The organism is Streptomyces sp. NPDC001219 (assembly GCF_053597915.1).
On sequence record NZ_JBSFJF010000017.1, the window covers coordinates 65,405 to 78,421 of the forward strand.

Annotated in this window: 11 protein-coding genes; 5 read left to right on the top strand and 6 right to left on the bottom strand. The window is 68.3% G+C overall.

Features of this window, described 5'->3' with window-relative positions; all coding sequences use genetic code 11:
* Positions 1 to 273: 273 nt before the first annotated feature.
* Positions 274 to 1,503, top strand: coding sequence for a hypothetical protein (locus ACWC9R_RS13820; protein WP_450731388.1), 1,230 nt, complete (start codon positions 274 to 276; stop codon positions 1,501 to 1,503).
* A gap of 28 nt (positions 1,504 to 1,531) precedes the next feature.
* Positions 1,532 to 2,257, top strand: a complete 726-nt coding sequence (locus ACWC9R_RS13825; protein WP_450731389.1) for a hypothetical protein — start codon at positions 1,532 to 1,534, stop codon at positions 2,255 to 2,257.
* 319 nt (positions 2,258 to 2,576) lie between these two features.
* Here ACWC9R_RS13825 and ACWC9R_RS13830 read toward each other — a convergent pair whose 3' ends face one another.
* The gene (locus ACWC9R_RS13830; RefSeq protein WP_450731391.1) at positions 2,577 to 3,500 is read right to left on the bottom strand and encodes a helix-turn-helix domain-containing protein; all 924 of its coding nucleotides are present in this window, start codon (positions 3,498 to 3,500) and stop codon (positions 2,577 to 2,579) included.
* Positions 3,501 to 3,705: 205 nt separating this feature from the next.
* Here ACWC9R_RS13830 and ACWC9R_RS13835 point away from each other — a divergent pair, with 205 nt between their 5' ends.
* Complete coding sequence (locus ACWC9R_RS13835; protein WP_450731393.1) at positions 3,706 to 4,557, top strand: oxidoreductase; 852 nt, start codon at positions 3,706 to 3,708, stop codon at positions 4,555 to 4,557.
* A 29-nt stretch (positions 4,558 to 4,586) separates the two neighbouring features.
* On the opposite strand, the gene ACWC9R_RS13840 is transcribed toward ACWC9R_RS13835, so the two are convergent.
* Positions 4,587 to 5,135: a GNAT family N-acetyltransferase gene (locus tag ACWC9R_RS13840; protein ID WP_450731395.1), complete on the bottom strand. Its 549-nt coding sequence runs from the start codon at positions 5,133 to 5,135 to the stop codon at positions 4,587 to 4,589.
* A gap of 97 nt (positions 5,136 to 5,232) precedes the next feature.
* On the opposite strand from ACWC9R_RS13840, the gene ACWC9R_RS13845 reads away from it, so the two are divergent.
* Positions 5,233 to 5,691, top strand: coding sequence for an esterase-like activity of phytase family protein (locus ACWC9R_RS13845; protein WP_450731397.1), 459 nt, complete (start codon positions 5,233 to 5,235; stop codon positions 5,689 to 5,691).
* A 193-nt stretch (positions 5,692 to 5,884) separates the two neighbouring features.
* Here ACWC9R_RS13845 and ACWC9R_RS13850 read toward each other — a convergent pair whose 3' ends face one another.
* Positions 5,885 to 6,475: a TetR/AcrR family transcriptional regulator gene (locus ACWC9R_RS13850; protein ID WP_450731399.1), complete on the bottom strand. Its 591-nt coding sequence runs from the start codon at positions 6,473 to 6,475 to the stop codon at positions 5,885 to 5,887.
* A gap of 71 nt (positions 6,476 to 6,546) precedes the next feature.
* Here ACWC9R_RS13850 and ACWC9R_RS13855 point away from each other — a divergent pair, with 71 nt between their 5' ends.
* On the top strand, positions 6,547 to 7,440 hold the full coding sequence (locus ACWC9R_RS13855; protein WP_450731401.1) for an NADP-dependent oxidoreductase: 894 nt from the start codon (positions 6,547 to 6,549) through the stop codon (positions 7,438 to 7,440).
* Positions 7,441 to 7,527: 87 nt separating this feature from the next.
* On the opposite strand, the gene ACWC9R_RS13860 is transcribed toward ACWC9R_RS13855, so the two are convergent.
* From ACWC9R_RS13860 to ACWC9R_RS13870, 3 genes are all read right to left on the bottom strand, one after another.
* A complete protein-coding gene (locus ACWC9R_RS13860) occupies positions 7,528 to 10,017 on the bottom strand; it encodes an FtsX-like permease family protein (protein ID WP_450731402.1) in 2,490 nt (829 codons plus the stop codon).
* Positions 10,018 to 10,208: 191 nt separating this feature from the next.
* The gene (locus tag ACWC9R_RS13865) at positions 10,209 to 11,639 is read right to left on the bottom strand and encodes a cellulase family glycosylhydrolase (protein WP_450731404.1); all 1,431 of its coding nucleotides are present in this window, start codon (positions 11,637 to 11,639) and stop codon (positions 10,209 to 10,211) included.
* 270 nt (positions 11,640 to 11,909) lie between these two features.
* On the bottom strand, positions 11,910 to 13,004 hold the full coding sequence (locus tag ACWC9R_RS13870; protein ID WP_450731406.1) for an RICIN domain-containing protein: 1,095 nt from the start codon (positions 13,002 to 13,004) through the stop codon (positions 11,910 to 11,912).
* Between the last annotated feature and the right edge of the window lie 13 nt (positions 13,005 to 13,017).

Consider the following 13,017-nt stretch of genomic DNA (forward strand, 5'->3'; position numbering starts at 1 on the left):
GGCAAGCCAGTTAGCACCAACCAGCCTCACCAACTGGTTACAGCCCGATCCCTGGAAGCCGTCCGCCCGGCCTCTCACGACCTCGCCGAGCAGCTCCGCACGCCGCCCGTACAGCAGAATCCGTTGCCCGCTCTCGAGCTCGGTGAGAGCATCAAGGTCCAACGCCCGTCTCCTTCGTTTACGCTTCGCAACGCGAATGAAAGAGTGCGGGCCGTTGCCATGTCCACGGGGTTGAGCAATCTTTCAAGGTCTGCGAATGACAGGTACCGTTTGATGTACACAACAGAGCCGACAGAAGCCCGCATAGAGGATGCAGACAACCTCTTGGTCGCGCCTTCGACGTTGCAAGATGAGGACTCGATCAGGGACTTCTTCGGGTCCACGATCACGCCAGAGGACCTTGCCTCTGGTTCGCCCGACCTCGCGCAGAAGACCGTCTACCTGTGTGGTGACATATCCGCGATCAGCGCCCGCCAACTGCAGGCGGCGGACCGGGTATTCGTTGTACGGGAGCTGGCACACGGTTACCGCGAGGACGTCGACAAGTCTTGGACCCTCGTCGGCCTCGGTCGAGTCCCCATTCGCGTACACGGTGTTGGCGTGTACTACCGTGGCTTTTTCGGAATCGGCGACGATCACTTCGGACGGATCTGTGCGGAGCACGCGTTCCAGTCCCTGACGGAGTCCACCAAGCCTGGAACAGCCCATCGCAGCGGAATCTATCTGACGCCCGTCACGCGAAACGGTGACGAACTGCATTACCGCCTGCTCCGCTGCTCCACGAATCTCTCGGGGCCGACCGAGAGCTTTCGCCCGACCGACACGCGCATCGTCGAGGCGCTGAACCGCGAGGCCGCCGCCGTCTTCCGGAACCAGGCACCGCTCAATCACGTCCTCGCTCAGATCTACCACAACACCCGCGCCGCGACCGAGCGCAGGCAGTCCAAGGCCAAGATCTCGGCCCATGCCGACAAGACCAAGGACATGCCTGCCAATGGCGTCATGGCCTTCTGCACCTTCTATGACCGGCTCGAAAAACTGCAGCCCCTGGCCGAAGACGCCTTTGACTACGGTGCGAAGGGTGCCAGCGGGATGACCAAACTCCACTTTCGCCTCAAGGAACGGACCGAAGACCGCGACGGAGTCGCGCTCCCGCCGCAGTTCACCCTGACCCTCCACCCCGGCTCCGTGTTCTTCATGCCGCTGTCCACCAACCGCCTGTATACGCACGAAATCCGGCCCTCGATGTTGGACGCCGAGTTGCTCCCGACCCGCCTGGGGTACGTGGTGCGCTGTTCGAGCGCCGAAGCCGTTCACAAGAACGGCCACACGTTCCTCAAACTGGCCGAAGATCTGGTGAAGCTGGGGCCGCCCACACCGGCCGGCATGAACGAGCTGCGCAGACTGTACGCCGAGGAGAACAGGACCTCGTCCATCATTGACTACGGCGACGAATTTCTCTTCAGCATGAACACGGGAGACTACGTTGCCCCCCGAGTTTAGGATCTCGGATGAGATCATCGCGTGCACTTTGCCGACCGAGGTAAATCTCTTTGCGGAGCTGTCCGCATCGGTTCGTTTGGAAGACGTGGGAAAAGGCCGGCGAGGCGCCGTGATTACCAGGGTCGACGAGGCGGGTGGTGTACCTCTCGTACGTACCACCACTCGATACGGCAGCCCGGCGCAGTGCTTCCGGGCAGTGCACGAACGGCTGGCGCAACAGATTCAAGAACGTGCGGCGCTTTCGGTCGGCTTCAACAACGCTCTCATCGAGAACTACACGAACGCTTACAAAACCATGGGCAGTCATTCCGACCAAGCCCTCGACCTGGCCGACGATTCGTTCGTCGCTGTCTTCTCCTGCTACCAACATCCCGAAGCGAGCCCGCCAAGGAAGCTGATCTTCGAATCAAAGGGGTCCGGTGGTGAGAAGTTCGAGATCCCCCTCGCCCACAACAGCATCGTCGCGTTTTCCGTCGACACGAATCGGCGACTCAGGCACAAGATCGTGCTGGATACCCCCCTCCCGACGGTGGACAACCAATGGTTGGGTGTAACCTTTCGCACGTCAAAGACCTTCGTTCGGTTTCACGACGGACATGTATACCTCCCGCGGGGTGCGCGCCTTATGTCGGCTGACGATGAGCAGAAGAGCGAGTTCTACCGACTGCGGCGCCGCGAGAACAATGAAACGGACTTCACCTACCCTCTGTTGGCATACACCATCAGCGAAAGCGATCTGATGCCGCCCGTCTGACCTTAAGGCCCATTGAACAACCCTCCTGGTCGCACTGGCCTTTACGGGCACCACCCTGCGCAACGATCACCGCCGCATCGTCGATGCCGAAAGCTGGGGTCGCCGCGGTCACCGACCGACCCTGAACCGACCGGTGAGCTGTATCGCTCGCCGGCCACCAGGCGCGCCGCAGGCCCGTGCCTGCGGCGCACCACTGCGTCCGGATTCGGTGTGGCCGGGAAGGCGCACACTGACCACAGCCTCGCCGGGAGGGCGGACGATGCCGGCGCTTGGATTGAACGCCCGGGGAGGGCTATGTTCCACGACGCCCATCCCCGGCTCATGGGACGCAGCCACCATGGTCGACCGTTCCTCGCGGACCGGCGGGCGGCTGATGACCTGCGTGCTGACCGTGCGAGGTCTCGGGCTGCCGTATCCACGCGGCCAGTAGCCGAAGCGCTTCTTCGGAGTGGGAGCCTGCCTCGGCGGTGTAGACACTCAGCCGCTGGTCCGGGTCGGCGGGCAGGGTAAGGGACTCGTAATTGAGGGTGAGCGGACCCACCACCGGGTGGCGGAAGTGTTTGCTGCCATGCGTGTGCCGATACACGTTCTGGTCAGCCCACCAGCGACGGAAGTCCTCATCCCTGGTGGAGAGTTCGCCGACGAGTTCGGCCAGCAGTGGATCGTGGGGATGGCGTCCGGCGTCACGACGGAGCGAGGCGACGATGTCCTGGGCGTGGGTGTCCCAGTGGGTGTACAGCGAGCGGGCGGTCTCGTCGCAGAACATGAACCGCACCAGGTTCCGCTCGCGGTGCGGCAGCGCGTCGAAGTCGGTGAGCAGCGCACGTGCCATCTGGTTGGACGCAAGGACGTCCAGTCGCCGCCCCAGCACAAGGGCGGGGGTGTGCTCGAGAGTGCGGAGCAGGTCGCGCAGCCCCGGGCGGACCGGCTGCGGACGCGTCGCCGTGCGGCGGGGCCTGCCTGTGGCGGGCTTGGCGAGCTGGAACAGATGGGTGCGTTCGACGGGATCGAGGCGTAGCGCGCGGGAGATGGCGTTCAGCACGGTCTCGGAGACGTTCAGCCGGCGTCCGCGTTCCAGACGTACGTAGTAGTCGACGCTCACGCCCGCCAGTTGCGCGATCTCTTCGCGGCGCAGTCCTGGCACTCGCCGAGAGCCGCCGTCGTCGGACAGGCCCGCCTGGCGCGGGGTGATCCGTGCCCGCCGAGAGCGGAGGAACTCACCGAGAGCTGTGTTGCGGTCCATGCCGTTCACGATAGGGCCCAAGATCGCCCCGACGGCCTGCGAAAGGGGGACTGGCAGTCCCCCGGTCCGGCTGTCCCCGGGGCGAAGTGGACCCCCCGGAAGCCGGTCAGCGGCCGATTCCGGTGCTGAAGTGGAACGTGTTGAGGCCGACCGGGGCCTGACCGCCCCGGTCGGCCGCTGTTCGCATCGCACGAAGGGAACTCCTGTGTCGGACATCAAGACATTCCTGATCACCGGCGTCAGTACCGGCCTGGGCCGCGCACTCGCGCGGGCGGCGCTGGCCGCAGGCCACCGGGTGGTGGGCACGGTGCGCACGCCCGCCGACGCACGGGCCTTTGCGGCGCTCGCCGGCGACGCGCACGCCCGCATCCTGGACGTGACCGACCATGACGCGGTGGACACGGTCGTGGACGAGACCGAGCGCGACCTGGGCCCGGTCGACGTACTCGTCGCCAACGCCGGGTACGGCCATGACGGCCTCTTCGAGGAGTCGTCGATGGATGACCTTCGCCGTCAGTTCGAGGTGAACGTCTACGGAACCGTGGCGGTGATCAAGGCCGTGCTGCCGAAGATGCGGGAGCGCCGTTCGGGCCACCTCATCGCCGTCACCTCGATGGGCGGACTGATCACCATGCCGGGCCTCAGCTTCTACCACGGCAGCAAGTTCGCGGTGGAGGGCATCCTCGAAACGCTCGGCAAGGAGGTCGCCGGTTTCGGCATCCATGTCACCGCCGTCGAGCCGGGCAGTTTCCGGACCGACTGGGCCGGCCGTTCGATGATCCGCGCACCCCGTGTGATCGCCGACTACGACGAGCTGTTCGAGCCGCTGCGCGCCCGGCGCATCCGCGGCAGCGGGCACCAGCCGGGCGACCCGGACAAGGCCGCGGCCGCGGTCCTGCGCATCGTGGCGGCCGACCAGCCGCCGAAGCGCCTGCTGCTCGGCACCGACGCGCTGCAGCTCGTCCAGGCCGGACGCGAGAGCTTCGAGCGCGACATGCGGGCATGGGCCGAGCTGTCGGCCTCCACCGACTTCGACGACGCCGGCCGGTCCGCCTGAAGCGTGTTTCACAAGTGGCGCCGTGCGACTCAGACTTCGGGAAGGGACGGATCGGGTGTCCAGGGGCTTGGCGCGCTGATCGCCCAGCGTTCGTGGTCCCGCCAGCCACCGTCGATGTAGAGGTAGGCGGAGGAAACCCCTTCATAGCGGAAGCCCAGCCGCTGAACCAAGGCCAGGGATGCCTTGTTCGCCGACTGAATGTTGGCCTCCAGCCGATGGAGCCGCAGGTCGGTGAAGGCGTGCTGCAAGGTGGCAGCGAGCCCTTCGGCCATGTACCCGTACCCCGCCGACGGGGCGAAGGCCGCATAGCCGAGGGACGCGCCCTGGTAGCGGCCCCGGATGATCGAGTTGATGTTGATCGTGCCGGCGGCTGCGCCGGTCTCCCGGACACGGACCAGAAAGCCCCGGTTGGTGCCGTCGTCAAAGCGGCGCATCCAGACCTGGAACTCCTCCGCGGTCGCGGGTAGCTGCATCCATGGCAGGTGCAGCTCGGAGCTGGCCTGCACGAGCGTGCAGAACTCGTCCTGGTCAGAGAGGGAGAGCGGGCAGAGTTCGACCCGTGACGGCATCTTGAGCATGGTCCAACCTAACGTCACTGGCTGTCGGGGCACCCGGCGCGGGGCTCCGACAGCGGCCGTGCTCACCAAGCCGGCCCGCTCTTGGTCCACCACAGCCATGCCCGAGTTCCGGGCCGGCCCGCAGGGCCAGGGACAGGTCGGGCGGATGATCGAGTCGCTGACCGTCTCCCCGGACGGGAGGTACCTCTACGCCGCGATGGAGGGCGCGTTGGCCGAGGACGGTGACTCCCGCGGCCGCAACATGCTCCGCATCCAGCGCTACGTCGGTACCCCGGGCGGCTCCTACCGCCTCGACCAGCAGTACGCGTACCAGGCCAAGGAGGGCATGTACCTCGCTGAACTGGCCGCAGCCGCCGAGGACCGGCTGCTCGCCCCGGAACGCCCACGCGGGACGGATCGTCAGTCCGCTGTTGGAGAACGTCGAGGGAATGGCACTTGCGCGCCGTGGACCACGGGCCCGCACGACGGCCAACGTCCGCTGTACCTCGTGTCGGACGACAACACCAACAGCGAACAGACGACCCGTCTCTACGCGTTGAGCGTGCGACTCCCCTGAGTTCGCCCAGTGCAACCCGGTCCGGTCCGGCCCGATGGGTGCGGGCGCGACCAGGTGCGCCCGGTGCACGTCGAGTCCGGCCTCCGCCGCCTCGCCGGCCGCGCCGGCGCCCTCCACACCTGAGCCGCGCCGCATCCCACCGCCCGGACCGAGTCCTGGAGGGCGATTCGAGCCGTGCCACCACAAGCTGGGACTACGGCTCTGTCGAGGCCGGCGCGGTGGCTTCCCAGGCCGCCTCGATCATGCTGAAGACCTCGTCGACCGTGGCCCCGGGATCGTCCGCCCGGCAGGCCAGCGCGTAGGCGTCGATGGCGAACCGCGCGGTCGCCCGGCAGGCCGTCGCACTCCGGGACAGGTGGGGATCGGCGGCCAGCGCCGCTGCCAGCGCCTGCGCGTGACGCAGGCTCATCGACTCCTCGTATTCCCGCAGGGCGGGCGATTCCTCGATCATGCGTCGGACGGGGGCACTGCCCTCCGCCGTGCAGTGCCGCACCAGGGCCTGGACCTCGCGGTGCAGGGCCGGGATGAGCGGCGCGTGCGGAGGCCGGTCGGTTACCGCCCGCGTGAGGCGCTGCTCGAAGTCCTGGTCGCGCTCGAACACCAGGGCTTCCTTTGCGGCGAAGTGGGCGAAGACGGTGGTGACGGCCACGTCGGCCTCGGTTGCCACGTCTCGGATGCCCACGGCGTCGTACCCGCGCTCCAGGAAGAGGCGCAGTGCGGTGTCAGCGATCTTCTGACGGGTCGCGGCCTTCTTGCGTTCGCGGCGTCCGGACGGCTCGGTCATGGCTCTGACGCTACCAGGTATGAATCCCTAACCGTTGTGAACTCCTAACGGTTAGGGCTACCTTGGGCCGCATGAGGAAAATTCGTTTCGCCGAGTTCGGCGGTCCCGAGGTCCTGCGACTGGTGGAAGCCGAGGAGCCCCACGCGGGCCCCGGTCGGATACGGATCGCCGTACGGGCGGCGGGAGTCAACCCCGTCGACTGGAGGATTCGGGAGGGCCAGGTCCTGGGAGCCCATCCGGTCGAGCTGCCCGCCGGGGTCGGACTGGACGCCGCCGGGGTGGTGGATGAGGTCGGCGAGGGCGTCGAGGGGGTCGAGGTCGGCGACCGCGTGTTCGGCGAAGGCACCGACACATACGCCGAATTCGCTGTGCTGTCGGCCTGGGCCCGGATGCCCGAGCGACTGTCCTTCGAGGAGGCGGCCGGGTACCCGTCGGTGGTGGAGACCGCGCTGCGCATCATCCGCGAGGTCGGCGTGCGGCCCGGGCAGACGCTGCTGGTCAGTGGCGCGTCCGGCGGCGTCGGGTCAGCGGTGCTGCAGATCGCCCGCGAGCGCGGCATCACGGTGATCGGCACGGCCGGGGCTGCGAACCAGGAGTACCTGCGAGGGCTGGGCGCCCTCGCCACGACCTACGACGAGGGCTGGGTTGAACGGGTGCGGCAGCTGGGCCGGGTTGACGCGGCACTCGACCTGGCCGGCTCGGGCGTGATCCGCGAACTCGTCGAGCTGACCGGGGACCCGCGCAAGGTCGTCTCCATCGCCGACCTCTCCGCTCCGCAGCTGGGCGTCCGGTTCTCCGGCGTGGCCGGGAGCGTGCCGGACGCGCTCGCCGAGGCCGTCGACCTCATCTCGCGGGGCAGACTCCACATCCCGGTCGAGCAGTCGTACTCACTCACCGAGGCAGCGGAAGCGCACACCGACAGCCGCGCCGGCCACAGCCGGGGGCGCCGGGTCCTGGTTGTCTGAGCCGCGGCCCTCGAGTACGTCACCAGCGGATAGATCCGGGCCACGATGCCCCCCCGGCATCCGCGATGGGCCGTCCATAGCGGCCCATCACCCGCTCGTGTGCAGGGCGTCGACGACCGCCATGCGGCGCACTCGGCGGGCGGGCAGGACCGAGGCGGCGATGCCGGTGAGGACGGTGGCTGCGAGGATGCCGAGTACCGTCAGGGCTGTGCCGTTCGACGAGGTCAGGAGGTCGAGGGGGGAGCCGCCAAGGATTGAGCGGACTGCCAGCACTCCATAGACCAGGCCGAGGAGGGTGCCGGCGATCGCGCCCGTCAGTGCGAGCAGTACTGATTCCAGGGTGAGCATCTCGCGTAGTTGCCTGCCTGGCATGCCGATGGCGCGCAGCATGCCGAACTCGCGGGTGCGTTCCTCGACCGCGAGCGTCAGGGTGGCGGCCACGCCCAGGGCGGCGATGGCCATGGAGAAGCCGAGCAGGGTGGTGACCACGAGCAGCATCCGGTCGAGCAGGTGGCGGACGGAGACGGCGTTGGCCGCGGCGTCGGAGACCCGGATGTGCGGGTAGTCGGACAGGGCCCGGTCGAGTGCCTTGCGGGCGGTGTCGTGGTCGGAGCCGCTCGCCGGGTCCAGCCACACAGCGGCCACGGTCGTCGCGCCCGGTGCGAGCCGGTCGAGGGTGGTTTCCGTGACGTACACGTCTGCGCCGGGGAGCAGCGTGTTCAGCCAGGAGGAGTGTCCGGGGTCGGCTGCGAGGCGGGTACCGGCCACCGTGACCGAGCCGCGCGCGGTGGCGGTCAGGGCCTGACCGTCGCCCAGCGAGCGTGCCGCGGGAACACCCTCGGCGTCCTCCTGGAACTGTGCGGGGGCGGCGGCGATGACCAGGCTCTTGTGTCCGTCGACGGTGAGGGTCGCGGCACGGACCGGGGTGACGGCCAACTCCGGTTGCCTGCGCAGGGATTCCACCGCGTCGGCGGGCACCTTGTTGTCCGTGGTGTTCAGTGTGAAGACGGCGGGCAGCCCCGACGACAGCATGGACTCCGTGGCACCGCTGGTGGCGCCGATCGCGGTCACCGCCGAGACGGCGACGGTGACGCCGACGAGCATCGCGGAGGCGGCGGCGCTGGTGCGGCGCGCGTTCGACGTCAGCTGCTGCGCGGCCAGCTTGCCGGTCGTGCCGAGCCACCGGCGGGCCGGGATACCCAGGAGGCCGACCAGGGGTGGCAGGAGGTGCTGGGCGAACCTGAGCACGGCGAAGAAGCTGCAGATGGCGCCGATGGTCACATCGAGCAGCGCCAGGGAACCGCCGAACGCGCCGAAGGTGAGCAGGTAGACGCCGAAGATCAGGAGCAGTACGGAGAAGATCTGGCGCACGGCTTTGCGACCCGGCTCGGGAAGCGTCGCGGACCCGCTCTGTGCGAGCGCGGCCACCGGAGGCACGGCGGCGGCCGCCCTGGCGGGCTTGCGGACCGCCCACAGGGTGAGCAGGGCTCCGAAGAGGCCGGCAAGGGTGAAGGTGATCCAGTTCGGCAGCAGAGAGATCTTGACGGGGCCGAGGTCCACGAAGTGCTGCAGCAGCGCCGTGACCAGGGCGCACGCGGCGCCGCCCACGGCGAGACCCGTGCCCGAGGCGAGGACGCCGAGCATGAGCCCCTGCCGGCGGATGATCCGGCGCACCTGGCCGCGGTCGGCACCGATGCAGCGCAGCAGGGCCAGCTGGCGGGCGCGTTGGGCGAGGACCACGGAGAAGGTGTTGGTGACGACCATGCGCGCCACCGCCATCGCGATCATCACGAACGACAGCGCGGCCGTCAGCACGACCAGGTACATGGTCCGGTGCTCTTGCTGCGCGTTGTCGACCGCCCCGGCGTGTGTGAAGACGGGCGCGTTGCCATGCAGTGCCGTCTTCACCGCCTGGGCGACGGTGGAGGCGTCCGCACCCTTACGGATGTCCATGTCGAGGTGTGTGGTGGTCAGCCCGGTTGCGTACGTCTTCATCGCCTCGTCCCGCACGCCGATCGCGGCCTGCGAGCCGAGGGTGCTCGAAGAGCTGGTGTCCAGCAGGCCGGTCAGCTTGACGCCCGCTGCCGTGCCGTCGGGCCGGACAAGACGGACGGTGTCCCCGGGCTGTGCGCCCAGACGCTCCGCGGTCCCCTGATCGAGGACGGCTTCGCCCGCGCCCTGGGGCCAGCGGCCGTCGTCAAGCCGCTGCCAGCGCATGGTGGAGTCGGCGGCGATCGAGGTGACGACGGCCTGGTCGTCCAACAGGCGGCGCCCGGAGGGGCCGACCACTTTCCCGTGCCCGAGCACCCGCTCGCTCACCCGCGTCACCGACGGCACCTTCCCGGCCCGCGCCGCCGCGTCCTTGGGCAGGCCACTTCCGGAGCCGGCGACTGCCTGCAGGTCGGCGTTTCCGACCTCCACGGCCGCGGTCTGGGAGTAGAACTGCACCAGGGCGCCGCTGCCGCCCACGGAAAGCACCAGGAACGCCACACCCACGGCGATGGCGACCCCGGTGAGCACCAACTGACGCAACTGGGCCCGGAAATCTTTGACGGCGAAGCTGGACAGTCTCTTCATGGCGGGGCCACTCACCCTTCCCGGTGGTCTCCCTCAACGCTAGGAGTCGTCGTTGGCCACCCCCGCCCCCACCAGGCACGATCGCGAGGTCAGTCGGGAGTCGCGCCGGTCGGGACCCCGTACCTCTCCGGTATGACGCCGTGGTCTTCGGCCCGGCAGGCGGGCCGAAGACCCCGAGCGAGCCGGGTGGGCTACCTCGGGCTGATCGTGACTCGGTAGGTGGCTCCGGCCCTGTCGTGGGTGCGCACGGTGACGGTCTGGCCGTGGTCGTCCCAACTCGCCCTGCTGCCTTGGACATCGACGCGGTAGCCGCCTGGGTAGGTGTCCCTGGGCACGGTGATCCGGGTGGGTCCGGCTGCGTTGTCGCGGGTGCGGAAGGTGAGCGTGTAGGTACGGGTGGCCGGGTCGTAGGCGTACTTGAGCGGATCACCGGCGACGGCCCGCGCGTACGGCTGGACCAGCAGCTGGGCGTTGGGCTTCGCGGCGCCCGTCTGGTCGAGGAAGCAGTAGCCGCCGCCCCGGCACCACTGCCACCACGTCCAGCCACTGGCGAAGCGGTCCAGGGAGGCCGTCATGTCGGTGACGAACTGCCTCGCGTGCGGCACGTAGGGGTTGCCGCCCCACTCGCCCACGATCACCGGCATGCGGTGACGGGTCGGGTAGTCGCTGATCGCGGCCTCGTAGGCGGGGATGAAGGTGCCGTCGGGGTCGTAGTCGGCGCCGGTTTCCATCGCGGTCTCGTAGAAGTGCGGCGCGTAGCCGGCGTGAGGGTCGTCGATGCGGCCCATCCGGGTGGGGACGCCGACACCGACGATGACGGTGGGTTCGACGAACACCCACGACCTGTGGTCGACCAGGCGGATCGCCCGGGCAAGGCGGTTCCACAGCTCGGTGAGTTCGGTGGCCTCGAAGCGGGCCGCGGCGGCGGGGAGATCCTCGCCTTCGAGGAACTTCGCGAACGGCTCGTTCATCAGGTCGTAGCCGAGCAGCGCCGGGTGCCTGCCCAGGGCGGAGGCGACCGTCATCCACATCCGAGCGTGCGCGGCGCGGAAGTCGGCGTCCTTGTACAGGTGGTCAAAGGCGGTCTGTACGGATGGCTCGAAGTACTCGGAGAACCAGTCGTCGGGTATCGGCCAGAACGGTAACCCCTCGTCGCGGGTGGCCCAGTCGGGGATGCCGCGGGAGCCGAAGTGCGGGCCGTACACGTCCTGGTGGGCGTCGAGGACGACCTTGATGTGGTAGCGGTCGGCCCAGTCGAGGATGCGGCGCATCTTGGTGAGGTAGCCGCGGTCGTAGCGCCCGGGGGTGGGTTCGAGGTCGTCCCAGAAAAACGCGAGGCGCGCGAGGTTGAAGCCCCGGGCGGCCATGCCCCTGAGGTCGTTCTCATGGATGTCGGCGAACGCGTGGGTGCCTCGGCTGTTCTTGTCGGCGAGGTTGAAGCCGCGCCACTGGAGCGCGCGGCCTTGGCCGTCGGCGATGAAGGTGCGGTCACCGACCGTGACCCGGTCGGGGGCGCGGTCGGATGCGCGGTCGGGGTCGGCCTGGGCCTGCGAGGGGAGGACGCCGAGCAGGAGGGCGGCGATGGCGAGGGCGGCGGACGCGACGCGGGAGGTCAAGCGCATGCAGGAGCCCCTTTCGAGGAGGGCTGCTTGGGCGGCGTGCGACTGGCCGGCCGGATGCTACTGGCGAGTGGGTGAAGTTCCCAGGCGTTCACGAGAGTTGGCGGGAGTTGGCGAGGTTTCCTCGTTCAAGGCGTTCAAGGCGTTCAAGGCGTTCAAGGGCTTCCCCTTTGCGCGCCGCACCCTCGCGTACGCCGTGACCGCCCCCGGCCAAGTGGCGAACCTGGCCGGGGGCGGTCACTTGAGCATCATCGACGGGCAGGGCCCGAGGCGTCAGCTGCTCGGGCAGTCAGCGGGGGGAGTGGGCGAGGAGTGCGGCGTGACGACGCTCTGCGCCCCGTCCGTGCCCTCCTCGGCCGGCACGGTGGAGGTCCCGGTCCCGCTCCACGTCGCGTCGCCCTTCGAGAAGGTCCAGCTGCCGGTGACCTGCTTCATCAGCTGCGCACGCGTCAGCCAGCCCCACTCACCCTTCCGCACGGTGAAGGGGTAGGTCTTGGTCACGGTGTTCTGCTGTATCCACTGGTGTGAGTAATTGACCGAGACCGACGTGGTGACCTTCGACACGATGAATTCCTCGATGCCGACCTCGGCACTCACCGTCACAGAGCCGCCCACGGTATTCGTCCACCCCGTGGTGTCGGAAAAGGCAATGGTCGGCTTCTCGTCGGCGGCTCCATTGGTGTTGTTGTACAGGGCGGACACGCACTTTTCCGGTCCGATGGTCGCGACGGAGGAACTGTCCTCCTTGTACGTGCACTTGAGGTCGCTTTCACCGGCCGCGCACCGCTTCAGGGAGTACAGGGTGAGGAGGTTCCGCATGGATTCGTCGATGTGGCCGGGAACCCAGTTCTGGTTCGCTGCGCCGTTGCGGCAGGAGTAAGTCCCGACCTCCGATCCGTCTCCGTTGCTTTCCCCTGTGACGTCCAGACACTCATAGCTGGAGGCGTTCCGGATCGCGAACGTGAGCGGGCCGGTGGGCTCCAGGAACCAGCGCTGCTCTCCGGACCCCGGGTCGCAGTCGGACGGGGCAAGGCGATGACTGTCGCCTTCGGTGAAGCCGATGCACTTCCCGTCTTTCTCGTTACGGATACGGAAACTTCCGTCAGTGCTGGGGTCCAGGGCCCAGTTCTCGGCGGACGGAGTCTGGTCGATGACGGGCTTGGCCGCGTCATCGCTCCACGTCAGGGCAGACATGTTGCCGCCGTCGGGCGGAATCATCTGTGAGCGAAGAGTCAGCCCCGTCACGGAAGCCGGATTGTCCGCGCGAGCGGTGCTGGGAGTGAGCAGAGGCAGCGCCGCGGCGAGTGCGAGCGCGAAGCACAGCGGCATCAGGCGTGGCGCACTGAGTCTGTGCGAATCGTTGATCACAGTCGTACCTTCC

Coding starts and splice junctions, on each gene's coding strand:
- ACWC9R_RS13865 (WP_450731404.1), bottom strand. CDS start 11,639: ATGCGCTTGACCTCCCGCGTCGCGTCCGCCGCCCTCGCCATCGCCGCC.
- ACWC9R_RS13845 (WP_450731397.1), top strand. CDS start 5,233: ATGCCCGAGTTCCGGGCCGGCCCGCAGGGCCAGGGACAGGTCGGGCGG.
- ACWC9R_RS13850 (WP_450731399.1), bottom strand. CDS start 6,475: ATGACCGAGCCGTCCGGACGCCGCGAACGCAAGAAGGCCGCGACCCGT.
- ACWC9R_RS13840 (WP_450731395.1), bottom strand. CDS start 5,135: ATGCTCAAGATGCCGTCACGGGTCGAACTCTGCCCGCTCTCCCTCTCT.
- ACWC9R_RS13830 (WP_450731391.1), bottom strand. CDS start 3,500: ATGGACCGCAACACAGCTCTCGGTGAGTTCCTCCGCTCTCGGCGGGCA.
- ACWC9R_RS13820 (WP_450731388.1), top strand. CDS start 274: ATGTACACAACAGAGCCGACAGAAGCCCGCATAGAGGATGCAGACAAC.
- ACWC9R_RS13855 (WP_450731401.1), top strand. CDS start 6,547: ATGAGGAAAATTCGTTTCGCCGAGTTCGGCGGTCCCGAGGTCCTGCGA.
- ACWC9R_RS13860 (WP_450731402.1), bottom strand. CDS start 10,017: ATGAAGAGACTGTCCAGCTTCGCCGTCAAAGATTTCCGGGCCCAGTTG.